At 72.7% G+C, this 22,212-nt stretch carries 21 protein-coding genes and 2 pseudogenes; 12 read left to right on the forward strand and 11 right to left on the reverse strand.

Features of this window, described 5'->3' with window-relative positions; genetic code table 11:
• From BU198_RS26840 to BU198_RS26865, 6 genes and pseudogenes are all read left to right on the forward strand, one after another.
• A pseudogene (locus BU198_RS26840) lies at positions 1-174 on the forward strand (biotin synthase BioB); the annotation flags it as partial.
• Between the two features lie 30 nt (positions 175-204).
• Positions 205-1,509: an adenosylmethionine--8-amino-7-oxononanoate transaminase gene (locus BU198_RS26845; RefSeq protein ID WP_188299456.1), complete on the forward strand. Its 1,305-nt coding sequence runs from the start codon at positions 205-207 to the stop codon at positions 1,507-1,509.
• Complete coding sequence (gene bioD, locus BU198_RS26850) at positions 1,506-2,240, forward strand: dethiobiotin synthase (RefSeq protein WP_188299457.1); 735 nt, start codon at positions 1,506-1,508, stop codon at positions 2,238-2,240. The genes BU198_RS26845 and bioD overlap by 4 nt, the downstream gene beginning before the upstream one ends.
• A 160-nt stretch (positions 2,241-2,400) precedes the next feature.
• Entirely contained in the window at positions 2,401-3,042 is a 642-nt protein-coding gene (locus BU198_RS26855) for a hypothetical protein (protein WP_188299458.1), read from the forward strand.
• Positions 3,043-3,075: 33 nt separating this feature from the next.
• Positions 3,076-3,639 (forward strand): RICIN domain-containing protein, encoded by a 564-nt coding sequence (locus BU198_RS26860; protein ID WP_188299459.1) that lies wholly within the window; start codon positions 3,076-3,078, stop codon positions 3,637-3,639.
• 271 nt (positions 3,640-3,910) lie between these two features.
• Positions 3,911-4,357 (forward strand): hypothetical protein, encoded by a 447-nt coding sequence (locus BU198_RS26865; protein ID WP_188299460.1) that lies wholly within the window; start codon positions 3,911-3,913, stop codon positions 4,355-4,357.
• Between the two features lie 133 nt (positions 4,358-4,490).
• On the opposite strand, the gene BU198_RS26870 is transcribed toward BU198_RS26865, so the two are convergent.
• Positions 4,491-5,978, reverse strand: coding sequence for an MFS transporter (locus BU198_RS26870; protein ID WP_317620335.1), 1,488 nt, complete (start codon positions 5,976-5,978; stop codon positions 4,491-4,493).
• Positions 5,979-6,185: 207 nt separating this feature from the next.
• Here BU198_RS26870 and BU198_RS26875 point away from each other — a divergent pair, with 207 nt between their 5' ends.
• Positions 6,186-6,551, forward strand: coding sequence for a winged helix-turn-helix transcriptional regulator (locus tag BU198_RS26875; RefSeq protein ID WP_188299462.1), 366 nt, complete (start codon positions 6,186-6,188; stop codon positions 6,549-6,551).
• 60 nt (positions 6,552-6,611) lie between these two features.
• Here the strand turns inward: BU198_RS26875 and BU198_RS26880 are convergent, their stop codons facing one another.
• The 4 genes from BU198_RS26880 to BU198_RS26895 are packed head-to-tail and all read right to left on the reverse strand — an operon-like array spanning position 6,612 to position 10,333.
• Complete coding sequence (locus BU198_RS26880) at positions 6,612-7,925, reverse strand: NtaA/DmoA family FMN-dependent monooxygenase (RefSeq protein ID WP_188299463.1); 1,314 nt, start codon at positions 7,923-7,925, stop codon at positions 6,612-6,614.
• Positions 7,922-8,770, reverse strand: a complete 849-nt coding sequence (locus BU198_RS26885; RefSeq protein WP_188299464.1) for a creatininase family protein — start codon at positions 8,768-8,770, stop codon at positions 7,922-7,924. Before BU198_RS26885 ends, BU198_RS26880 begins: the two co-directional genes overlap by 4 nt.
• Positions 8,767-9,708: a dihydroorotate dehydrogenase gene (locus BU198_RS26890; protein WP_188299465.1), complete on the reverse strand. Its 942-nt coding sequence runs from the start codon at positions 9,706-9,708 to the stop codon at positions 8,767-8,769. The genes BU198_RS26885 and BU198_RS26890 overlap by 4 nt, the downstream gene beginning before the upstream one ends.
• 52 nt (positions 9,709-9,760) lie before the next feature.
• Positions 9,761-10,333, reverse strand: a complete 573-nt coding sequence (locus BU198_RS26895; protein ID WP_188299466.1) for a nucleoside 2-deoxyribosyltransferase — start codon at positions 10,331-10,333, stop codon at positions 9,761-9,763.
• Between the two features lie 298 nt (positions 10,334-10,631).
• Here BU198_RS26895 and BU198_RS26900 point away from each other — a divergent pair, with 298 nt between their 5' ends.
• Both BU198_RS26900 and BU198_RS26905 read left to right on the forward strand, forming a co-directional pair.
• Positions 10,632-11,624, forward strand: coding sequence for an Lrp/AsnC family transcriptional regulator (locus BU198_RS26900; protein WP_188299467.1), 993 nt, complete (start codon positions 10,632-10,634; stop codon positions 11,622-11,624).
• Between the two features lie 57 nt (positions 11,625-11,681).
• Complete coding sequence (locus BU198_RS26905) at positions 11,682-13,394, forward strand: CTP synthase (RefSeq protein WP_223244981.1); 1,713 nt, start codon at positions 11,682-11,684, stop codon at positions 13,392-13,394.
• 167 nt (positions 13,395-13,561) lie between these two features.
• On the opposite strand, the gene BU198_RS26910 is transcribed toward BU198_RS26905, so the two are convergent.
• The gene (locus tag BU198_RS26910; RefSeq protein ID WP_188299468.1) at positions 13,562-13,948 is read right to left on the reverse strand and encodes a hypothetical protein; all 387 of its coding nucleotides are present in this window, start codon (positions 13,946-13,948) and stop codon (positions 13,562-13,564) included.
• A gap of 215 nt (positions 13,949-14,163) precedes the next feature.
• Complete coding sequence (locus BU198_RS26915) at positions 14,164-14,973, reverse strand: LysR family transcriptional regulator (RefSeq protein ID WP_188299469.1); 810 nt, start codon at positions 14,971-14,973, stop codon at positions 14,164-14,166.
• Between the two features lie 68 nt (positions 14,974-15,041).
• Here BU198_RS26915 and BU198_RS26920 point away from each other — a divergent pair, with 68 nt between their 5' ends.
• Positions 15,042-15,941 (forward strand): NAD(P)H-binding protein, encoded by a 900-nt coding sequence (locus tag BU198_RS26920; RefSeq protein WP_188299470.1) that lies wholly within the window; start codon positions 15,042-15,044, stop codon positions 15,939-15,941.
• A 157-nt stretch (positions 15,942-16,098) separates the two neighbouring features.
• On the opposite strand, the gene BU198_RS26925 is transcribed toward BU198_RS26920, so the two are convergent.
• Positions 16,099-16,716 carry a helix-turn-helix domain-containing protein gene (locus tag BU198_RS26925; protein ID WP_188299471.1) on the reverse strand — a complete coding sequence of 206 codons (618 nt, stop codon included), beginning with the start codon at positions 16,714-16,716 and terminating at the stop codon, positions 16,099-16,101.
• 113 nt (positions 16,717-16,829) lie between these two features.
• Here BU198_RS26925 and BU198_RS26930 point away from each other — a divergent pair, with 113 nt between their 5' ends.
• On the forward strand, positions 16,830-18,266 hold the full coding sequence (locus tag BU198_RS26930; protein ID WP_317620336.1) for an aminopeptidase P family protein: 1,437 nt from the start codon (positions 16,830-16,832) through the stop codon (positions 18,264-18,266).
• 68 nt (positions 18,267-18,334) lie between these two features.
• Here BU198_RS26930 and BU198_RS26935 read toward each other — a convergent pair whose 3' ends face one another.
• From BU198_RS26935 to paaK, 3 genes are all read right to left on the reverse strand, one after another.
• Entirely contained in the window at positions 18,335-18,772 is a 438-nt protein-coding gene (locus tag BU198_RS26935) for a GNAT family N-acetyltransferase (protein WP_188299472.1), read from the reverse strand.
• A gap of 81 nt (positions 18,773-18,853) precedes the next feature.
• Positions 18,854-19,525: a class I SAM-dependent methyltransferase gene (locus tag BU198_RS26940; protein WP_188299473.1), complete on the reverse strand. Its 672-nt coding sequence runs from the start codon at positions 19,523-19,525 to the stop codon at positions 18,854-18,856.
• A gap of 99 nt (positions 19,526-19,624) precedes the next feature.
• Complete coding sequence (gene paaK / locus BU198_RS26945) at positions 19,625-20,959, reverse strand: phenylacetate--CoA ligase PaaK (RefSeq protein WP_188299474.1); 1,335 nt, start codon at positions 20,957-20,959, stop codon at positions 19,625-19,627.
• Positions 20,960-21,270: 311 nt separating this feature from the next.
• Here paaK and BU198_RS43465 point away from each other — a divergent pair.
• A pseudogene (locus BU198_RS43465) lies at positions 21,271-22,212 on the forward strand (hypothetical protein); the annotation flags it as partial.

Consider the following 22,212-nt stretch of genomic DNA (forward strand, 5'->3'; position numbering starts at 1 on the left):
GCCCCGGCATCGGCATCGGCCTGCGGCAGCGGCGGCGGCTGCGGGCCGTGCGGCGGCCACGCGCACGCCGCGCCGGAGGCCGACGCCCCGGAGGGCCCGGACGACGAGCTCCGCGGCGACCTCGTCAAGGTCCGCCGCCGCGGCGCCGGCACCCAACTCGCCCCCAACGCCTGACCGTTCCACCGTTCTGGAGAGTCACCCACCATGTCCCAGCCGTCCGCGGCCGCCCTGCTCGCCCTCGACCGCGCCCACGTGTGGCACCCGTACGGGCCGATGCCCGGCACCGTCACCCCGTACGTGGTCGAGTCCGCCTCGGGGGTGCGGCTGCGCCTGGCCGAGCCCGTCGCCGGCGGGCAGCGCGAGCTGGTCGACGGGATGTCGTCCTGGTGGGCGGCGATCCACGGCTACCGGCACCCGGTGCTGGACGAGGCCGTGCGCGACCAGCTGGGGCGGATGAGCCACGTGATGTTCGGCGGGCTCACCCACGAGCCCGCCGTCCGGCTGGCCGCGACGCTGGTGGAGATCACCCCGGAGCCGCTGCAACACGTCTTCCTCGCCGACTCGGGCTCGGTGGCCGTCGAGGTCGCGATGAAGATGTGCCTCCAGTACTGGCAGTCCGTCGGGCGGCCGGCCAAGCGCCGGCTGCTCACCTGGCGCGGCGGCTACCACGGGGACACCTTCCACCCGATGTCGGTGTGCGACCCGGACGGCGGGATGCACCACCTGTGGGGCGGGGTGCTGCCCGGGCAGCTCTTCGCGCCGGAGCCGCCGGCCGGGTTCGACGCGCCGCTCGATCCCGAATACGCCGCGCGGTTCGAGGAGTTGATGGCCCGGCACGCCGACGAGCTGGCCGCCGTCATCGTCGAGCCGGTGGTCCAGGGCGCGGGCGGGATGCGCTTCCACTCGCCCGCCTACCTGCGGATGCTGCGCGAACTGTGCGACCGTTACGGGGTGTTGCTCGTCTTCGACGAGATCGCCACCGGATTCGGGCGCAGCGGCGCGCTGTTCGCCGCCGACCACGCGGGCGTGTCACCGGACGTGATGTGCCTGGGCAAGGCGCTGACCGGCGGCTACCTGACGCTGGCCGCCGCGCTGTGCACGAGCGAGGTCGCGGACGGGATCAGCCGCGGCGAGGTGCCGGTGCTCGCGCACGGGCCGACGTTCATGGGCAACCCGCTGGCCTGCGCGGCGGCCAACGCCTCGCTGGAGCTGCTGCTCGGGCAGGACTGGTCGACGGAGGTCAAGCGCGTCGAGACCGGGCTGGCCGAGGGCCTCGCGGCGGCCGCGGACCTCCCCGGCGTGCACGACGTACGGGTCCGGGGGGCCATCGGCGTCGTGCAGTTGGACCACCCGGTGAACGTCCCCGCGGCGACCGAGGCGGCCGCCCGCGCGGGCGTCTGGCTGCGGCCGTTCCGGGACCTGATCTACACCATGCCCCCCTACGTGACGGAGGACGAGGACGTGGCACGGATCGCTGCCGCCGTGACCGCCGCGGCGGTGGCCGGATGAGCGCGCGCATCCTGTTCGTGACGGGGACGAACACGGACGTCGGCAAGACGGTCGCCACCGCCGCCGTCGCCGCGGCGGCGCTGCGGGCCGGCCGGAAGGTCGCCGTACTCAAGCCGGGGCAGACCGGCGTCGCCCCGGGCGAGCCCGGCGACGCCGCCGAAGTCCGGCGGCTGGCAGGCGATCTGACGTTCCGTGAGCTGGTGCGCTACCCGGAGCCGCTGGCTCCCGACACGGCCGCCCGGCGGGCCGGCATGGCGTACCTCTCCCCCGCCGAGGTGGCCGGGGCCGTCGCCGAGCTGGCTTCGACGCACGACCTGGTACTCGTGGAGGGCGCGGGCGGGCTGCTGGTCCGCTACGACGACGAGGGCCGCACGCTCGCCGACCAGGTGCGCGCCGTACTGGACGCCGGGCTGCCGGCCGAGGTGCTGCTGGTCGCCTCCGCCGGGCTCGGCACGCTCAACATCGTGTCCCTCACCGCGGAGGCCCTGGCGGCCCGCGAACTGCCGCTCACGGGCGTCGTGGTCGGCTCCTGGCCCGCCGACCCCGGCCTCGCCGAGCGCTGCAACCTCGCGGACCTGCCGCGCTCCGCCGGCGCACCACTGCTCGGCGCGCTGCCCGAACGGGCCGGCGGCGCCGAGGACTTCGCCGACCTCGCCGCCACCGCGCTGGCCCCCGCGCTCGGCGGCACCTGGAACGCCGAGTACTTCGCGCAGGTCCACCGGCCGGCATAGTTCCGCCACCTCCCCGCCCCTCCCCGCCCCGGGCTCCGGGGCGGGGAGCTTCGCGTGCGCAGGTTCCCCCTAGATTCCTAGGATGGAAAGCGTCTCGGGACGCGTGCGAGGCTTCCGGTAGTCGAGCAAGGACCATTCCCCCTACCGGAGGAACCTCCTCATGACACCACTTCCGAAGCGCCGGCGGACCGTCTCCACCGCGGGGTTCGCCGCCCTCCTCGCCATCGCCGGGCTGGCCCTCAGCGCGGCCCCCGCGCAGGCCGACCCGCCGCCGCGCGCCACCTGCAACCCCGAGATCGAGCAGATCTGGGACGACATCGTGACGGCCACCGTCACCCCGGTGGTCACCGAGTTCACGTCCTTCAACGTCGTCCCCGGAACGACGGGGCAACAGCAGCAGCGGCTCACCCAGGTCACGGCGATCACCACCAAGATCAACAACAGTGCCGATTTCAACCTCAGTTACAGCTCCACCCTGCAGCAGGTCAGCACCAAGACCGGGTTCCAGGTCGAGACCAGCCGGGCCAACACCCGGACCACGGACACGTCCCGGACGGTGAACATCAACGCGCCGGGGAACTACGGGATCTTCCGCGGATTCCTGCGCGTCGACGGCGAGTGGGCCCGCTACCTGTGCGCCCGCTCGGGGAAGGGCACCGGGTACTGGATCAACGCCAGCCCGAGCGGCACCGGCTACTACACGACGTACGGGGCACCGAGCGAGGGCGTGGTGCTCTGCTCGTACCCCGAGCCCGCGGGCACCGTCCGAGAGGCGGCCCGCCTCGAACTCTGCAAGCACTGAACCGCGACCGCGTCCGACCCAGAAGGGAAGAACATGGCGAAGTCCAGTAATCGCTCCACCCGCCGAATCGGAGCCGTGCTCGGCAGCGTCGCCTTCGTCGCCTCGCTGCTGACCGTCGCGGCACCGGCCGCGCACGCGGCGAACCCGATGGACGGCTTCACCTGCGAGCCCGGCGGGTACAGCATCACCTCCCCGTGGGGTGGTCAGGTACTCGGCTGGTCCCAGGACTCGTGGGACAACGGCTCGATCATCCAGGGGACGTGGGAGAACGGCGCCAGCCAGCAGTGGACGCTGTGCGGCGAGAACAACCCGACCCGCACCGACGGCAAGTACTACAAGATGATGGACCATGCACGCCACTGGTGCCTCGGCGTCGACCGGGGCCTGAGCGACGACGGGAACTGGCTGCTCGACGAGCCGTGCAACTACTCGGCGAGCGAGATCTTCTTCGTCCGGAATGTCCCGGGCACCAATCTGAGCTCGATCATGGCCAAACACAGCAACCGCTTCCTCACGGTGGACGGTGAGACGCCCCAGTCCCACGTCGTCCAGACCCTCTTCAAGGCCGACCTGTTCGAGATCCGCAAGGTCTGGTAGACGCCCTCCGCGAACGTCCGCAGGGGTTCTTCCGGCGCCGGGCAGCCACCGGAAGAACCCCGAACGGGCGGACCACGCCGAGGAGTCGGCCGACCTCGCGGACCCCTTGCAGGCACCACGGCCGGGCGGCAGCGGGGCAGCGGCCGGGCGGCAACCGGGACGGAGGCAGTTCGCGGCCCCCGCCGGGCCGATTCGGCCCCGCTTCGCTCGAAGGGGTGATCCCGGCTTCCGGCCCTGTCGGAAGCCGGGACGGCTCAATACCGTTCCTTCCATGACAGACGGGCTCACCGCAGACGAGGCCCTGCGGGCCTTGGCCGCCCTGGAGGCGGCATGGAAGGACGACGACGAGGCACTCTCCGCACTGGCGGCGGGCAGCCCCGGTGAACGGCCGCTGCCGGCACTGGTCGCCGCGTACGGCGAACACGCGATGGACACCCTGATGGCGCTGGCCTTCGGGCTGCGCACCACCATGAGCGACGAGGAGCTCGCCGAGATCTCCGACGCGGTCAGCTCCAACATCGGCGCCCGGATGAGCGCCCTGCTCACCCAGACCCTGAAGGCCTGGGGCACCCTCGCCCCCTCGGAGGACCTCTCGGTGACGAAGATCATCGCCCACACGGTGATCGACGCGATGCGGGCCGTCACCGAGGATCCCAGCAAGACCGAGGTGCTGCCGCTGCTGGCCACCTTCCGCAGCTACGCCCTCAACGGCACCTGAGCAGAAGGAGTTTCGGTGTGGGCTTCGAGTCACCTCGAAGCCCACATCGCCGTGTCCGCACTCTCCCAGGCGCTTGAACTCCTGCCCTGCGAGCATCGACGCACGTCCACCGGCCGTGCTCCTCCGGCAGCGGTCAGCCCTCGCCGGCCTGCTTCGCGGCCGGGCGGGGGCGCAGCAGGGCCGCGGCCATGAGTGCGGTGCCCGCCAGGCCGATCGCCGCGATCACCGCCACCGCGGTGAAGCCCCGGTCGTAGGCCTGCCGTGCCGACCGCAGCACCGCGTCGGCGCTCAGGGACGGCAGGTGCGTCACGACGTCCTCCGCCGCGGCGAACGACTCCCCGGCTCTGGCCTGCTGCTCCGCGGAGAGGCCCGGCACGTCGGGCAGGCCCGTACGGTACACGGCGGTCAGGACGGCCCCGAGGACGGCGACGCCGAGCCCGGCGCCGAGTTCGAAGGACGTCTCCTGGATGGCGGCCGCCTCTCCGGACCGCTCGGGTTTCGCGGCGCCCATGATGGAGTCGGCGCCCAGGGTCATGACGATGCCGGCGCCGTACCCGGCGGCGAGCAGCGGGACGAGGAGTACACCGTAGTGCCCCGCGTCGCCGACGGCCGCGATGGCGGCGCACGCGAGGGCGAAGAGGGAGAGTGCTCCGGTGAGGGCCCAGCGGTTGCCCCACCGGTTCGCCGCCCAGGGGGCCGTGACCGCGCCGAGGGCGTTGGCGCCGGCCAGCGGCATCAGCGCCAGCCCGGCACGCACCGGCGAGTACCCGCCCACCTGCTGGAACCACTGGGTGAGGAAGAACAGCATGGCGACATAGCTGCCGAAGCAGCCGATGACACACAGCGTGGCCGTGCTGAAGCGGCGTTCACGGAAGAGGGTGAAGTCCAGCAACGGCTCCCGGATGCGCCGTTGGCGTCGCACGAAGACGTAGAGCAGGACGCCGCCGGCGAGGGCCAGGAGGACGATGACGGCGCTCACCCCCGCGTGCTCGCCGGCCTGCTTGAGCGCGTAGACCACGGCGGCCAGGCCGGTGACGGACAGCGCGACGCTGGTCACGTCCCAGCGGCGGGGTTCGGGGTTGCGTGACTCGGGGATGACCCGGACGCCGACGGCCAGGATGACGACGATGACGGGGACGTTGATGAGGAACACCGCTCCCCAGCCCCACCTCTCGGTGACCAGACCACCGGCCAGTGGACCGATCGTGGCCCCGACACTGTGCGCGGAGGTCCAGATGCCGAGCGCCATGGCGCGTTCGCGGTCGTCCGTGAAGACGACCCGGATGATCGCCACCGTGGACGCCATGATCATCGCCGCGCCGACGCCCAGTGCGGCCCGCGCGGCGATGAGTTGTGCGGTCGAGGTCGCGAAGGCGGCCGCCGCGGAGGCGAGGCCGAAGGCGAGGAAGCCGCTGAGCACCATCCGGCGCCGGCCGATGCGATCGCCGAGGGTGCCGCAGGTCACCAGGAGGGCGGCCAGTGTCAGCGAGTAGACGTCGACGATCCACAGCAGCTGGGCCGGGCTCGGTTCGAGGTCCCGGCTCAGGCTCGGCACCGCGACGTGCAGGACGGTGAGGTCGATGCCGCACAGGAAGAGGCTCCCCGACACCACGGCCAGCACCAGCCACCGCTGCCGCGCGGGAAGGGCCGGCCCGCCCGGCTGCCCTGAGTCCGTCGAATGCCCCGCACGCTCTTTCCCTGCGGCTCGTCCGGCCGCGGCGGGGGCCTTGCTGTCTGTCATAGTCTCAGCTTCCGGAAGTACCGACGCGGGCCGCAAGTACGGTCTTTCGTGTCCCCTAGTGCCACGCTGTATACCAATGGAGGTCAGGTGCGTTCCAACGTCGAAGAATCCTCGGACAACTGCGCGGTCGAGTTCGCCATGGAGCTCCTCGGCGGCCGGTGGAAGCTGGCCATTCTCAAGCAACTGGTCTCGGGAACCCACCGGTTCGGCGAACTGCGGCGCGCCCTGCCGGGTGTCACCCAGCGCATGCTGACCCGCCAGCTCCGGGAGTTGGAGGCGGACGGGCTGGTGGAACGGACGGTGTACCGGGAGGTGCCCCCGCGGGTCGAGTACGCGCTCACCGACGCCGGCCACACCCTGGACTCCATCACGGAGCAGCTGGACACGTGGGGCCGCTGGTACCGCGACACGGTGCGCGGTGCGGTGCCGTCCGGCCCCGGCGGGTCCGCCTGACCGTGGCACGGTGGGCGGCTGCCGGGGCCGGACGTCTCTCACCGGGTGCGGCGGGGCTGCTCAGAACTCCGCGAGGTTCTGCCGCAGGGTGTGGCCGGGGGTGTACGTGCTCCGGGTCAGCCCGCGGCGCTGGAGCGCGGGCACGAGTCCGTCGGTGACATCGGCGACCCAGTGGCGGTTCAGCCGCAGTACCGGCGTCGTCAGCATGAAGCCGTCCCCTCCGACCTCCTCCATGACCTCCCCCATCCGCTGCGCCACCTGGTCGGGCGTGCCGATGAGTTCCACCGAGGAGACCAGCCCGCCGGCGGCGTCCAGCACCAGTTCCCGCAGCGTCTTGCCGCTGCCCCACTGCTGGAGCTGGTCCAGTGAACCCTGCTCGCCATTGGTCTTCAGCCGGTACGGCAGGGGCTCGTCGAGGTCGAACCGGGCGAAGTCGATCTCCGTGAGTGCGGAGGTCTCGGCGAGGACGTCGTGGATGAACTGGGGCGACGAGATCATCCGCTCGTACTTGGCCCGCGCGTCCTGCTCCGTCTCGCCGAGCGTGGGCGTCACGCAGAACAGGACCTTGACCTCGTCGGGGTCACGGCCGGCCGCTTCGGCGTGTTTGCGCACGTCGTCCCGGAACTCCTTCATCCCCTCCACCCCGTTGGCGATGGCGATGACCGAGTCGGCGTTGCGCGCGGCGAAGACCCGGCCCCGGGGCGAGGCCCCGGCCTGCACGAACGCGGGCCGGTGCTGCGGGGAGGGCACGGTGTTCAACGGACCCCGCACGCTGAAGTGTTCGCCCTTGAAGTGGATCGGCCGGACCTTGGTGTGGTCGGCGTAGATCCCCTTCTCCCGGTCGAGTACGACGGCGTCCTCGTCCCAGGAGGCGAAGAGCTGCCGGACGACGTCGACGTACTCGTCGGCCATGGCGTAGCGGACGTCCCGTGACGGCAGCTTCTCCAGTCCGAAGTTCCGCGCGGCCAGGTCCTCGGCGCTGGTGACGATGTTCCAGCCGAAGCGCCCGCCGAGCATGCTGTCCATCGTCGAGGAGAGGCGCGCGGTCATGAACGGCGGGTACGCCAGGGTCGACAGGGTCGCGACGATTCCCAGGTGGGACGTGGCGAGGCCCATCGCGACGGCCAGCGGGACCGGGTCGTGCTTCGGGACGACCATGCCCTGCCGCAGTGCCCGCTCGGCGGAACCGCCGTAGCTCTCCGGGACCATCAGCTTGTCCTCGATGATCACGTAGTCGAAGCAGGCCCGTTCGAGCGCCTGGGCCACCTCCGTGTGGAACCTGCCGTCCCAGGGTGAGCCTCCGGTGCCGAAGGGGCCCTGCCAGTCGTCCGGGGTGAAGTTGAAGATACAGGCGAGGTGGAACTTCCGGGTCACGGCTGCTTCCCTTCGGGATGTGCGGCGGGTCGGCGCTGCGGATCCAGCCGGCGGCGGTCCGGGCGGGTCCGGGCGAGGAGCAGCCCGTCGCCGTCGCGCACCATGGCCGTCGCCTCGTCCACGACGTGGCGCAGCAGCTTCTCCCCGAGGCCCGCGTCGGCGCCGGAGGTCGAGGACAGGACTCCGCGGTTGGTGGTCCGTCCGACGTCGACGGGGTGCAGGTAGACACCCGCTCGGGGCGGATCGTCGTGGTCGGGGCGCTCGTCGGTGACGAGGTCGGGTCGCAGGTGGAGCATGAGGCTCGTCTCGGTGACTCCCGCGTGCTCGGCGTGCCAGCCGGGGAACCGGGGGACTTCCGCGTCGGTCCAGGTATCCCGGACCAGGCTCCACCAGCTGAACGCGAAGACCTCCGTGCTGTCCAACAGGCCCTGCTCGCGCACCTGGTCCAGCGCCTCGAAGAGGAACGGTTCGTTCTCGTAGTGCCCGTTGACCACGATCAGCCGGGCCATGGGCAGCGCCGACAGCGCGGTGAGCGTCTCGCGCAGGAAGCGGACGAGGGTGTCGCCGGCCACGTAGACCGTGCCGGGGAAGTGGAGCCCGCCGCCGCTCTGCGGCAGGGACCGCGCGCCGACGGCCTGCGCGGGCAGGGTGAACGCGTCGAGTTCCTTCGCGATCCCGGTGGCGAACGCCTCCGCGAGGATCAGGTCGACGGACAGCGGCAGGTGCGGCCCGTGCTGCTCGATCGCCCCGATGGGCCACACGACGGTGCGTCCGCGCAGGGTGTCGGCGACCTGGGCGCTGGTCAGGTCGGTGAGCAGCCGGGGACCGGAGGGCCGGGCGGTCATATCGCCACCTCCTGAGGCGTCTCCTGAGGCGCCTCCTGAGGTGCGCCCTGAGGTGCCTCCCGGGGCGCTTCCGGCAGGAGCGGGGCGCCGGCGGAGGAGCCGGTGAGGTCCCGGGTCTCCGCCACGATGCGTTCGAGCGTCTCGTACATGTCGGTGTGCAGCGCCGAGTAGACCTGGACCACGTCCGCTCCGACGCTGAGGTAGTCGGCCACGTCGCGGCCGCTGCTCACGCCTCCGCAGCCCATGACGGGCAACTCGACGCCTCTCCTGCGCAGTTGCCAGAGGGCGGCGAGGACGAGCGGTTTGAGGCCGGGGCCTGAGTAGCCGAAGACGCCGTTCAGTTCGAGCCCCCCGGTCGCGGGGGACACGGCCGCGCCGCCGATGGTGTCGCTGAGGGTGACGGCATCGGCTCCGCCCTCGATGGCGGCCTGCACCCGGCCCTGGAGCCCCTCGCCGACGGCCAGCTTGACGGAGATCGGCAGCGCCGTCCTGCCCCGGGTCTCGGAGGTGTAGGCGTAGACCCGGTCGGGGTTGTCGTCCTCCAGCCCCTCCTCCTCGTTGAGGCAGGAGATGCCGAGTTCCAGGGCCCGGCAGCCGGTCGCCTCGACGTCCCTGGCCAGGGCGGCGAGTTCGGCCGGAGTGTCGGCGTGCAGGGAGGCGATGACGGGCAGCCGGTCCTCGGCGAACGAACGCAGCACGCCCAGCCAGTGGTTGACCGGCCGCTTGGAGTAGGTGGTGCTGTTCAGCAGCCCGACGGGCAGCCGGATGATCCGCTCGTCGAGGCCTTGCGGCGGGTTGGGGTGGATGGTCTTGGTGACGACGGCTCCGGCGCCCCGCTCGACGAGTCGGCGGATGTTGCGCTCCTGGTCCGTCAGCAGTCCGGATCCGACGATCACGGGGTTGGCCAGCGGCAGGCCTAGGATCGACGCGTCGGGCACTCGATGTCTCCGTCCGTCGGTGGGCAGGTGGGGGTGTGCCGGCGGGTGCCGGTCAGGCGACGAGGCTCGCGCCGATGGCCTCGCGCTGGCGCTCCGTGGCGGCGAGCACGGCGTCGACGAGCAGCGCCGGCTTCTCGGTGAACTCGTCGAAGTCGATGGTCTGGACGAAGCCGACCCGGTGCAGGCCCTTCAGGAGGTGGCTCGCGGAGTCGGCGAAGGGCTGCTTGGTGATCAGGACGATGGGACGCCCCAGGGCCGTGGCCCAGCCGAGTTCGACGTGGGTGCCGTCCGTGCGTCGCAGGGTGCCGTCCTCCAGTACCGGCAGGACGGGCACGAAGACGTCGCACTTCTTCATCCAGCGGAAGTCGCGCACGGAGACCTGCTCCGGGGTGAACGACGCTGTCTCGGCCCCGAACTTCTCCACGAGGTGTGCCGAGAAGACATTCGCTCCGTTGTCCCGGACGGCGTCGATCGCCGTGGTGATCGCGTCCTGCAGGTGGCCGACGAAACCGTTCTCCAGGATGGCGTGCTGGATCGGTCCGCCGACGAAGACGTCGAGCCCCGTGAGCAGGCCGGACTGTCGCGCGGGCGTCGCTTCGGCGCGCGTGCCGGGCTTCGTTTCCATGACGGTGTCTCTCCTCGTTCGTTCGGGGTGGGTGTGCCCGGCATCGGGCACGGTGGTGTGCGGTGCGGCGGGCCGCGCGGGCGGGCCCGGCGCACCGGCGTCGCGGGCGTCGGCGATCGGTGCGTACCGGCCGCGGTGGTACAGCAGGCGCTGTGGCGACCCGGCCGGAGCCTCGGGTCGGATGCGACAAGCTCCCCAGGCGCCACTCCGGCGATGGATCTGCGAGTCTGCCTCAGCTGATTGATCCCGACAACATCCATCGCTTTTCTGACAAAGATCCTGCCATCATTGCGGTGTGATGAACGATTCAGACGTCAGTGACGGCCTTGACCAGCGCATCGTGGCAGCGCTCCAGATCAACCCCCGGGCCGGAGTCGCGGAGTTGGGGCGCATCCTCGGGGACCACGAGCGCACGGTGGCGCGGCGCATCCAGCGGCTCCTGAGCACGGGGACCATCCGCTGCACGGCCGACGACGACCCCCTGTACAGCGGACAGGGACACTCCGTGCACCTTCGGCTGCGGACCGCGATGGGTTGTCTGGAAACTATCCCTCAACGATTGGCAAAGTTCCCCGGGGTGCTTAACGTCGCCGCTGTGAGCGGAGGGGCCGGCCTGTGGTGCCACCTGCTCGTGGAGGGACGGCCACGGCTGCCCTCCCTGCCGCTGGAGGAAGTGCCCGGTCTCCCCGAAGCCACGGTGCTCAGCTCACACATCACACTGCGCTCGTTCCGAACCGAGGCCGAGTGGCACGCCCCTGTCCTGGCCGAGGAGGAGGAGAAGCGCTTGCGGGCAAGCCTGGTCCAGCCCCTGCCCGGACCCGCACGCCGGCACGACCTCACGCCCACCGACCGGCGCGTCGCCGATGCCCTGACGAGGAACGCCCGCATCAGCCTCACCGACCTCGGCAGGGACCTCGGCTTCTCCACCGCCACGGCGGGGCGGCGGGTGGCCTCCCTGCTGGAGCGCCGGGTGCTGCGGCTGCGCACCGTCGCCGATCCGGCCTTCCTGGGCCTCCCCGTGGAGGCACGGGTACGGCTGAAGGTCCATCCGGCGGGCATCGAAGTCGTCGGTACCGCCCTGTCCCGATGTCCCGAGGTGTCCTTCTGCGCAGCGGTGACGGGGTGTCACAGCATCCTGGCCGACGTGTGCGTCGAGGACGAGACCAGCCTGTACCGCTTCGTCGTCGGCACGATCGGTGCGCTACCGCACATCCTCGACTGCGACACGGAGATCCTCACCCGCGTCTCCGGACCCGGAACCGCCGCGCCCGAGGCGCCCGACGCGCCCTGAGGAGCCGTGCCTCCCCCTCCCCCTGCCAGCCGCGACCACGGGAGCCCTCTCTTGGCCATGCCGCCGAAATCCACGACGACCAAGCACCTCTTCGTCACCGGGGGTGTCGCCTCCTCGCTCGGCAAGGGGCTCACCGCCTCCAGCCTGGGCATGCTGCTGAAGGCCCGCGGCCTGCGCGTGACGATGCAGAAGCTCGACCCGTACCTCAACGTGGACCCGGGCACCATGAACCCGTTCCAGCACGGTGAGGTGTTCGTCACCGACGACGGCGCCGAGACCGACCTCGACATCGGCCACTACGAGCGCTTCCTCGACCGTGACCTGGACGGCACCGCCAACGTCACCACCGGCCAGGTGTACTCGACCGTGATCGCCAAGGAGCGCCGCGGCGAGTACCTGGGCGACACCGTCCAGGTCATCCCGCACATCACCAACGAGATCAAGCACCGCGTCCGGTGCATGGCGACGGACGCGGTGGACGTCGTCATCACCGAGGTCGGCGGCACCGTCGGCGACATCGAGTCGCTGCCGTTCCTGGAGACCGTCCGCCAGGTCCGCCACGAGGTCGGCCGGGACAACGTCTTCGTCGTGCACATCTCCCTGCTGCCGTACATCGGCCCCTCGGGCGAGCTGAAGACCAAGCCCACCCAGCACTCCGTCGCCGCCCTGCGCAACATCGGCATCCAGCCCGACGCGATCGTGCTGCGCGCCGACCGCGAGGTCCCGCAGGCGATCAAGCGCAAGATCTCGATGATGTGCGACGTGGACGAGGCCGCCGTGGTCGCCTGCCCCGACGCCCGCTCGATCTACGACATCCCCAAGGTGCTGCACGGCGAGGGCCTGGACGCCTACGTGGTGCGCCGCCTGGACCTGCCGTTCCGCGACGTCGACTGGACCACCTGGGACGACCTGCTGGACCACGTCCACAACCCCGATCACGAGATCGCCCTGGCGCTGGTCGGCAAGTACGTCGACCTGCCCGACGCCTACCTGTCGGTCACCGAGGCGCTGCGCGCCGGCGGATTCGCCAACAGGGCCGGTGTGAGGATCAAGTGGGTCGCCTCCGACGACTGCGAGACCCCGGCCGGCGCCGAGGCCCGGCTCGGCGACGTCGACGGCATCTGCATCCCCGGCGGCTTCGGCGACCGCGGCGTCAACGGCAAGGTCGGCGCCATCACCTACGCCCGCGAGAACAGGATCCCGCTGCTGGGCCTGTGTCTGGGCCTCCAGTGCGTCGTCATCGAGGCCGCGCGCAGCCTGGCCGACATCCCGGACGCCAACTCCACCGAGTTCGACCCGGCCACCGCCCACCCGGTCGTCTCCACCATGGCCGAGCAGCTGGCCATCGTCGACGGCAAGGGCGACCTGGGCGGCACCATGCGCCTGGGCCTGTACCCGGCCAAGCTCGCGGAGGACTCCATCGTGCGCGAGGTCTACGGCGGCCAGGAGTACGTCGAGGAGCGCCACCGCCACCGCTACGAGGTCAACAACGCCTACCGCGCGGACCTGGAGAAGACCGGCCTGGTGTTCTCCGGTCTCTCGCCCAAGGGCGACCTGGTCGAGTACGTCGAGTACCCGCGCGAGGTGCACCCCTACCTGGTCGCCACCCAGGCCCACCCGGAACTGCGCTCCCGCCCCACCCGCCCGCACCCGCTCTTCGCCGGACTGGTCAAGGCGGCCGTCGAACGCCTCACCGGCCGCCACCGACTCGAAGCGCAGTCGACGTGCCCGCCTCGAAGCGGGGAAGAGCCCGGTCTCCGCCACCTCTGACGGCCCGCACCGGGCCGACCGCCGGTGATCCGGGCAGCAGTCCGTCCACCGCCTCGGCCGTCGGCGGCTGCGCGCACTCGGCACCACCGCAGCCGACCGAACAGGCTCCAGCGGGACGTCGTACACCGCCTGCCGGCCTCCGGGTCCTCGGCGGTCGTCCGCGGTCGTCAGCGGCCGTCCGCGACCAGGAAGCGCCCGGAGTTCCAGTGCAGCCGGGCCGGGCCGCCGGTCGGCCAGTCGTGGTTCAGGCGGCGGCGGTCGCGGCCGAGCGCGCCGAGGCCGCGCGGTCGCAGGGTGCCGACGGTCAGGCCGGTGGCCTCGTCGGCGGTCACCGGCATGATCGTCACGTACTGGGCGTCGTCCCCGCCCATCCAGTCGACGACCTCGGTGAAGATCCAGACGAACCGCTGCGAACAGTCCCGGCAGCGCCGCAGGTTGACCGCGAAGCGCGAACCGTCCACCACCGCCGTCTCGTGCTCGAACCCCACCTGCTGCCGCCGCCACACCGCCTGCTCGTCCTCGCCGTAGCACTTCGCGCAGCCGAACTCAGCCATCGGCCTACCCATCGGTCGACTCCCCTGTCCCGCGACGTCCCGGTCGCGGCCCATGATGCCCGCAGAGCCCGGGAAGCGGTTGGGCTGTCACTCTGACCGGTGAACAATTCACGGTGAGTTCCCGCACCGTTGGCGCCCGAAGGTGGATCCCGCGCCCGCCGGTTGACGGCGCCGCCGTCGCCGCCCGGGCCTTCCGGCACCCGGGCCCGCGGCGCTCAGCCGGGCCGCAGCGTCGCGGTGGCGATCTCCAGGAAGTCGCGCAGCAGCCTCTCCCGCCGGTCCGCGCGGGCGACCAGACAGGTCTCGATCCCGGGGGCGTCCGTGACGGGCCGGTGGGCGAGGTCGGGGCGGGAGTACGCGCGCGCGACGCTCAGCGGGACCAGCGCGATGCCGTGCCCGGAGGCGATGAGCTCCAGCTTCTCCTCCAGCGAGGAGGTCCGCCGGGTCGGGGTGTCGAGCATCCGCTCGCCGTCGAGGTCCGCGGAGGTGAGTTCGGCGCGACGCGCCAGCGGGTGCGCCGCCGGCATGCAGGCGACCCTGGGCTCACGGCCGATGGGGACGGTCCGCAGCCCCGCGTCGTCGAACGGCCGCCGCAGGTACCCCACCTGGCACCGGCCGTCCCGCAGCGGCGCGTCCGGCTCCCACCAGCGCGCCGGGACGACGTCGATCCCGACGTCCGGGTGGCGCGCCGTGAACGCCCGGATCGCGTCCGACACGTGCAGCCCCGGCGAGAAGGCGACGGCCAGCCGCCGGGTGCCCCGGTCGGCGTCGTGCACGCGCCGCACGGCCGCGGCGACGGCCCCGAGGATCCCCCGCGCCTCCTCGAGGAGTTGCTCCCCGGCGGGGGTCAACTCCACCCGGCGCGTGGTCCGTACGAGCAGGGTGCAGTCCAACTCCTTCTCGATGGCCATGATCTGACGACTCAGCACCGGCTGGGTGATGTGCAGCTGCTCCGCCGCACGGCCGAAGTGCCGGAGCTCGGCCACCGCGACGAAGTAACGGAGCTTGCGCAGATCGAGATCCATGCCGTGACGGTATCAATCGCCGGGAAGGGTATTGGACGCCCCCGGCCGCCCGCGCCGAGACTCGGGACATGATCGTCATCACCACTCCCACCGGCCAGATCGGCGGCCGGCTCCTCGACCTCCTGCTCACCCGGGCGCCCGCTCACGGCGAGGACCTGCGCGTCGTCGTGCGGGACCCCGGAAGGCTCCCCGACGCGGTCCGCGCCCGCGTCGACGTCGTCACCGGCTCGCACGGCGACGCCGAGGTCGTCGACCGGGCCTTCGCCGGCGCGGACGCCGTCTTCTGGGTGGTCCCGCCGGCGCCGCCGCGGGCACCGAGCCTGGACGCCGCGTACCGCGGCTTCACCCGCGCCGCCGTGCGGGCCCTCACGGCCCACGGGGTCGGGCACGTCGTCGGTGTCTCGGCGCTCGGCCGCGGCACTCCCGTCGCCGGCCGGGCCGGGCACGTGACGGCCTCGCTGGCCATGGACGACCTCATCGCGGGCAGCGGCGCGGCCTACCGGGCGCTCGCGAACCCGTCCTTCATGGACAACCTGCTGTGGCAGGCGGCCTCGATCCGCGACGACGGCGTCTTCACCGAGACCGGCGCCGCCGACCGCAGGGCGCCCCTGGCCGCCACCCGGGACATCGCCGCGGCGGCGGCGGGTCTGCTGCTCGACCGGTCCTGGACGGGCACGGGCGAAGTCCCGGTGCTGGGCCCCGAGGACCTCTCGGCGAACGACATGGCGCGCATCCTGTCCGAGGTGCTCGGACGCCCGGTCCGCTACGAGCGCCGGTCGCTCGACGAGTTCCGCCGCACGCTCGCCGGCCGCGGCGTCGGGGAGGCCGTCGCGGAGGGCTACGTCGACATGATGCGCGCCAAGGACGAGGGCCTCGACGACGGCGTGGAGCGCACCCCGGGGACGGCGAGCCCGACGAGCTTCCGCCAGTGGTGCGAGGAGGTCCTCAGGCCTGCGCTCCGGGTCTGAGCGCCGGGGCGGCGGCGGTGGCCGGCTCACGGTCCACACCGGCGCAGCCCCGGCTCCGCACCGGGTGAGCGGGTCCGTCATGATGATCGTCCTGCCGCACTCGCCGCCCGTTCGGTATTGCGAACGATCCGGCGGTGCGGCGAACCACCCGGGCCGCTCAGTGCCAGAGCCCCCACGCGGCCGGCCGGGCCGTCTCGGCGAGGTGGCGGTGCTGCTCGGCCCGGTACTGGAGCACCAGCACCGAGCGCACCGGCTCGCCGGTCACGGCGGTATAGCTGTGCGGCAGCGAGGCGTCGAAGCCGATGTAGTCGCCCGGGCCGAGCTCGACCTCCTGGCGGCCCGCCCGCACCCGCAGCCGGCCGGCCTGGACGACGGTGTGCTCGGTCCCGCTGTGGCCGCCGGAGATCTGGGTGCCGTCGGTGCGCACCACCTGGTCGTACAGCTCGAACACCGCGTCCCCGGACTCGATCCGGCGCAGCGGGCGCAGGTCCACGCCCCGGCCGCTGAGCACCTCGGCCTCGGCCGCGCGCACCACCGTGACCTCGCCGGCCGGCCTGGCCTCGACCAGGTCGGAGATCGGCACGCCGAGCACCCGGGAGAGCCCGAGCACGGTCTCCAGGGTGGGATTGCCCGCCCCCGACTCCAGCTGGGAGAGCGTCGCCTTGCCGACCCCGGCCCGACGGGACAGCTCGGACAGCGACAGTCCGCGCTGGGCCCGCACCCGCTTCAGGTTGGCGGCCAGGACGCCCCGGACGGATTCCTCGGCATCGTTCACGCTCGAACCTCTTCTCTCCCGGCACTGTTCGATATACCGTACGGGACGCACACCGACGGACGGGGCAGCGTAGCGAAGCACCGCGCTTCCCCCACCCTCACCAGGAGACCGCAGTGACCGAGCCCGCCGAGACCATCAAGTACCGGAAGAACGGCCTGACCCGCGGCGTCACGGACGAACTCGCCGCGAGCATGACGCAGGGCTGGGCCGACACCGAGCGCACCGCCCTGGAGCCGGTCCCGCAGGCCGCGCACACCGCCCGTCGCCGCGCGGAGCTGTCCGCCGCCTTCCCGGGCGAGCTGCTGGTGGTCCCGGCGGGCAACCCCAAGGTGCGGGCCAACGACACCGACTACCCGTTCCGCCCCTCCTCCGACTACGCCTACCTGACCGGCGACCAGTCCGAGGACGCCGTCCTGGTGCTCACCCCGACCGGGGAGAGCGGCCACGAGGCCGTGCTCTACCTGCGCGACCGCTCGCGCACCGACAACGGCGAGTTCTGGCTGGACAACCACGGCGAGCTGTGGGACGGCCGCCGCAACAGCCTGACCGAGAGCGAGCGGCTGTTCGGCCTGCCCTGCCGGGACGTCCGCACCGTCCGCGCCGACCTGAGCGCCGCCACCGGCCCGGCCCGCGTGCTGCGCCACCACGACGCGGGCGTGGAGGCGGCCCTCGCCGACCGGGCGGTCGCCGAGCGGGACGCGGAGTTCGAGGTCTTCCTGTCCGGACTGCGCCTGGTCAAGGACGAGTTCGAGATCGAGGAGCTGCGCTTCGCCTGCGCCGCCACCGCCCGCGGCTTCGAGGACGTGGTGCGCGTGCTGGGCACCGACTCCGCGACCGCCGAGCGGCTGATCGAGGGCACCTTCTTCGTCCGCGCCCGGATCGAGGGCAACAGCGTGGGCTACAGCACCATCGCCGCGGCCGGCCCGCACGCCACCACCCTGCACTGGGTGCGCAACAACGGTCACGCCAGGCCCGGCGACCTGCTGCTGCTCGACGCGGGCGTGGAGACCGACCACCTCTACACCGCCGACGTCACCCGCACCCTGCCGGTCAGCGGCCGCTTCACCGACCTCCAGCGCAAGGTCTACGACGCCGTGTACGCGGCCCAGGAGGCGGGCATCGCCGCGGTGAAGCCCGGCGGGCGGTTCCGCGACTTCCACCACGCCGCCCAGCGCGAGCTGGCCGAACACCTCACCGCCTGGGGCCTGTTCGGCGACCTGAGCGCGGACAAGGTGTACGAGCTGGGCCTGCACCGGCGCTTCACCCTGGCCGGCACCGGCCACATGCTGGGCATCGACGTCCACGACTGCGCCCACTCCCGCACCGAGGAGCACGTCGACGGCCCGCTGGAGCCCGGCATGGTGCTCACCGTCGAGCCCGGCATCTACTTCCAGGAGAACGACCTGACGGTGCCGGAGGAGTACCGGGGCATCGGGGCGCGGATCGAGGACGACATCCTGGTCACCGAGGACGGCAACGAGAACCTCTCCGCCGGTCTCCCCCGCCGCTCCGACGAGGTCGAGGCCTGGCTGGCCCGGCTGCGCGGCTGAACACCGCGCTCCCCCACGGTGGTTGCTCCCGTCCCGACGGGGGACGGGAGCGGCCGCCGTGGCGGCCGTCAGGCGGGCAGCGGCTTGACCCAGCGGCTCCACCGCGGCTCCGGGTGGTAGCCGGCCGCCTGCCAGGTGCGGTGGCCGAGCGCGTTGTCGTCCAGCACCATGGCGTCGGCGCGCCGCCCGCCCAGCGCGGCGAACCGCTCCTCGGCGGCGGCCAGCAGGGCGGCGCCGATGCCCCGGCGGCGGTGCCCGGGGTCGACCGCGAGGCGGTACAGGTGACAGCGCCAGCCATCCCAGCCCGCGATCACCGTGCCGAGGACGGTCGCCGGGTCCCCGGCCGGGGTGGCGACGATCAGGCACTCCGGGTCCCGCGCGAGCAGCGCGGCCACCCCTGCCTCGTCGTCCGTGATACTGGTGCCCCTGGCCGCCCGGGCCCACAGGGCGAGCAGGGCGGGGATCTCGTCGGGGGTGGCGGCGCGCAGCGCGATCCGGTCGGTCATGCGGGCCTGTCTAGCAGCCGCCCCCGCCGCTCCGCCGGGAATTCCACGGCCCGGACAGTCCTCCCCCGATGTGATGCGCCGTCAGCCGAGCCGCCACACCGTGGTGGTCTTGACCGCGGTGTCCTCCAGGTCCGCGACCACCGGCACCTGGTACGCCGCGACCGCGGTGAACCTGTCCCGGGGCAGGTAGGCCCGGCCGGGGTCGCCGACGATGACGGTCGCGCCGCGAGCGACGGCCCGCTCCAGGAAGGGCAGGAAGCGGGCGGCCATGGCCCGTTCGTAGAAGACGTCCCCCGCGAGCACCACCTCGGCCGGCCCGCCGTCGCCGTCCACCAGGTCCACCAGGGCGCCCTCCACCCGCACCCCGTTCGCCTCGGCGTTCACGCCGATCGCGGCCACCGCGTAGGCGTCGATCTCGGCGGCGCGCACCTCGGTCGCCCCGCGCAGCGCGGCGGCCACCCCGACCAGCCCGGAGCCGGCCGCGACGTCCAGCACCCGGCGGCCGGCCACCAGTTCGGGATGGTCCAGCACGTAGCGGGCGACCGCCACCCCGCCCGCCCAGGCGAAGGCCCAGAACGGCGGCGGCAGCCCGGCCCGCCCGCGTTCCCGCTCGGTGGTCTCCCACAGGGCGATGGCGTCCTCGGCCATGTACAGGCTGATCTCGGGCACGAAGGGGACGGGCTTCAGCTCGGTCTCCCGCCGGATGAAGGCGAGGTCCTCGACGGGCTGAAGAGTGCGCAGCTCACTCGGCATGCCCCGCAGCATAGGGCCCGCGCGGGGGTGTCCACGCCCGCCCGCCCCACCGCCCGCCCCGGCTCCCGGCGTGACTCCCGGCATGACGGCGCGGCGGGTTCAACCCCGCTCGTCCACCACGCGCTTGATCTTCCCGACCGAGCGCTCCAGCGTGTACGGGTCCACCACCTCGGCCCCGACGGTGATCCCGACCCCGTCCTTCACCGCGCCGACGATCGCCGCCCGCGCCGCCTCCCGCAGCTCGGTGGAGGCGTCCGGCCTCGCCTCGACCCGGACGGTCATGTGGTCCAGCCGCCCCTGCCGGCCGAGCCGCAGCTGGAAGTGCGGCGCGACGCCGGGGGTGCGCAGCAGGATCTCCTCGATCTGGGTCGGGAAGACGTTCACCCCGCGCAGGATGATCATGTCGTCGCTGCGGCCGGTGACCTTCTCCATCCGCCGGAAGGCCGGCCGCGCGGTGCCGGGCAGCAGCCGGCTGAGGTCGCGGGTGCGGTAGCGGATGACCGGCAGCGCCTCCTTGGTGAGCGAGGTGAAGACCAGTTCGCCGCCCTCGCCGTCGGGGAGCACCTCGTCGGTGAACGGGTCGACGACCTCCGGATAGAAGTGGTCCTCCCAGATGTGCAGCCCGTCCTTGGTCTCCACGCACTCCTGGGCGATGCCGGGGCCGACCACCTCGGAGAGGCCGTAGATGTCGACGGCGTGCAGGTCGAGCCGCTCCTCGATCTCGCGCCGCATCTCCTCCGTCCAGGGCTCGGCCCCGAAGATGCCCACCCGGAGCGAGGTGCCGCGCGGGTCCACGCCTTGCTTCTCGAACTCGTCCAGCAGGGTCAGCAGGTAGGACGGGGTGACCATGATGATCTCGGGCTCGAAGTCCAGGATCAGCCGGACCTGGCGGGCCGTCATGCCGCCGGAGGCCGGGATGACGGTGCAGCCGGCCCGCTCGGCGCCGTAGTGGGCGCCCAGGCCGCCGGTGAACAGCCCGTAGCCGTAGGCGATGTGCACCTTGTGGCCGGGCCGGCCGCCGGCCGCGCGGATCGAGCGGGCGACCACGTCGGCCCACATCGAGAGGTCGTCGTCGGTGTAGCCGACCACGGTCGGCAGTCCGGTGGTGCCGCTGGAGGCGTGGATCCTGCGGACCCGCTCCATCGGGACGGCGAACATGCCGAAGGGGTATCCCTCGCGCAGGTCGGCCTTGGTCGTGAATGGAAAACGGGCGAGGTCGGCGAGGCTGCGGCAGTCCTCCGGGCCGACTCCGGCGGCGTCGAACTTGCGGCGGTACAGCTCGACGTTGTCGTACGCGTGCCGCAGGGTGGTCCGCAGCCGGGTGAGCTGGTGGGCACGCAGTTCGTCCGGGCCCATCCGCTCACCGACGTCCAGGAGCTCGGGCGGGATCGGCTCCCCGAGGTGTCGGCGCGGGACGGGTGCGGTGCCGGTCATCGTCGCTCCTTCGCTGCTCTGCCCGATCGGAGCCACCTACCGATCGTTCGGTCAGGCTCGTCGGGCTCCATTGATCCAGTACCCGAACCACCTGTCAAGGGATCGCACCAACCTTCCGGAATGTGAAGTTCCGGCCACTTCGCGGTGCCCTCGCCCCGACAGCTTGGCTGTCCGATATGAAAATCATTACCGAAGCTTTGACTTGCTCACGCCCCTCCCCACCTCGAACGCGTGGTTCAGTGGTGCGGTTTCTGCCCGAGCCCGGTTTCCGCCCGAGCCCGGCCGCTGCCCGAGCCCCCGGAGTGATCACCGTGCCCACGACCCCTGCCCTGGTCAGCGCGCTGCGCGAGCTCGGCGAACGGCCCGCCGTCGTCGCCGGCGGGCGCGCGATCAGCGGCATCGGCCTGCTGCTCGGCGTCTCCCCGCCGGGCGGCCTGCCCCGGGCCCTCGCCCAGCGCGTCGCCGAGCACGCCACGCTGCCGCCCTCCGCCACCCGGGCCGCCGAGCAGCGGCTGCGCTACTGGGCCGGCGTCCTCGGCACGCCCCCGATCCGCCACACCGTGCTCCACCCGGTCACCGACCTCGCCGTCGACCTCGCCCTCGCCACCCTGCTGGCCGGCGGCACCGTCCACTGCGGGGACCCCGACCAGCACCCCGACCAGCAGCTCGCCGCCGTCGCCGCCAGCCGTAGCACCCACCTCAGCCTGCCCTCCGCACTGCTCTGGCGGCTCGGCCGGCAGCCCGGCCTCGCCGGCCACGACCTCGCCGCGCTGCGCCTGGTCCTGCACGTCGGCCCCGAACCCCGCCAGGAGGACGTGTACGCCGCCGTCGACGCGCTCGGCGCCGTCCTCGCCCACGTCCGCGCCCCCGACAGCAACGCCGAGGCCGCCGACCGCCGGCTGCGCGCCGACGCCGGGAGCGCCTCCGCCGCCGCCTGGAAGCACGGCATCGGCGTCACCGCCGAGCAGGTCCACGCGTTCGGCGCCCACCTCGACCGGGCCGTACTCACCACCCTGCTGCACACCCTCCAGCAGGCCGGCGTACTCACCGACCCCGGGCGCGGCCACCCCGAGGCCGAACTCCTGGCCACCGCCATGGTCACCCCCGCCCAGCGCCCCCGGGTCAGCCGCTGGCTGGACGCGCTCGCCCTGCACGGCCTGATCACCCGCCAGGACGGCGGGGCCCAGGGCCCGGTCTTCCTCGGCGGGCCAGGGCCCGGCACCGCCGAGGTCCGGCAAGCCTGGCGCCCGGCC

Source organism: Streptomyces sp. CBMA156 (assembly GCF_014596515.1).
Classification (GTDB): domain Bacteria; phylum Actinomycetota; class Actinomycetes; order Streptomycetales; family Streptomycetaceae; genus Kitasatospora.

What these genes read in the sequence shown, in the direction of transcription:
- BU198_RS26860 (WP_188299459.1), top strand. Translation starts at nt 3,076, where the DNA reads ATGGCGAAGTCCAGTAATCGCTCCACCCGCCGAATCGGAGCCGTGCTC.
- BU198_RS26920 (WP_188299470.1), top strand. Translation starts at nt 15,042, where the DNA reads ATGATCGTCATCACCACTCCCACCGGCCAGATCGGCGGCCGGCTCCTC.
- BU198_RS26845 (WP_188299456.1), top strand. Translation starts at nt 205, where the DNA reads ATGTCCCAGCCGTCCGCGGCCGCCCTGCTCGCCCTCGACCGCGCCCAC.
- BU198_RS26940 (WP_188299473.1), bottom strand. Translation starts at nt 19,525, where the DNA reads ATGCCGAGTGAGCTGCGCACTCTTCAGCCCGTCGAGGACCTCGCCTTC.
- BU198_RS26905 (WP_223244981.1), top strand. Translation starts at nt 11,682, where the DNA reads ATGCCGCCGAAATCCACGACGACCAAGCACCTCTTCGTCACCGGGGGT.
- BU198_RS26935 (WP_188299472.1), bottom strand. Translation starts at nt 18,772, where the DNA reads ATGACCGACCGGATCGCGCTGCGCGCCGCCACCCCCGACGAGATCCCC.
- BU198_RS26895 (WP_188299466.1), bottom strand. Translation starts at nt 10,333, where the DNA reads ATGGAAACGAAGCCCGGCACGCGCGCCGAAGCGACGCCCGCGCGACAG.
- BU198_RS26885 (WP_188299464.1), bottom strand. Translation starts at nt 8,770, where the DNA reads ATGACCGCCCGGCCCTCCGGTCCCCGGCTGCTCACCGACCTGACCAGC.
- BU198_RS26910 (WP_188299468.1), bottom strand. Translation starts at nt 13,948, where the DNA reads ATGGCTGAGTTCGGCTGCGCGAAGTGCTACGGCGAGGACGAGCAGGCG.
- bioD (WP_188299457.1), top strand. Translation starts at nt 1,506, where the DNA reads ATGAGCGCGCGCATCCTGTTCGTGACGGGGACGAACACGGACGTCGGC.
- BU198_RS26915 (WP_188299469.1), bottom strand. Translation starts at nt 14,973, where the DNA reads ATGGATCTCGATCTGCGCAAGCTCCGTTACTTCGTCGCGGTGGCCGAG.
- BU198_RS26865 (WP_188299460.1), top strand. Translation starts at nt 3,911, where the DNA reads ATGACAGACGGGCTCACCGCAGACGAGGCCCTGCGGGCCTTGGCCGCC.
- BU198_RS26855 (WP_188299458.1), top strand. Translation starts at nt 2,401, where the DNA reads ATGACACCACTTCCGAAGCGCCGGCGGACCGTCTCCACCGCGGGGTTC.
- paaK (WP_188299474.1), bottom strand. Translation starts at nt 20,959, where the DNA reads ATGACCGGCACCGCACCCGTCCCGCGCCGACACCTCGGGGAGCCGATC.
- BU198_RS26900 (WP_188299467.1), top strand. Translation starts at nt 10,632, where the DNA reads ATGAACGATTCAGACGTCAGTGACGGCCTTGACCAGCGCATCGTGGCA.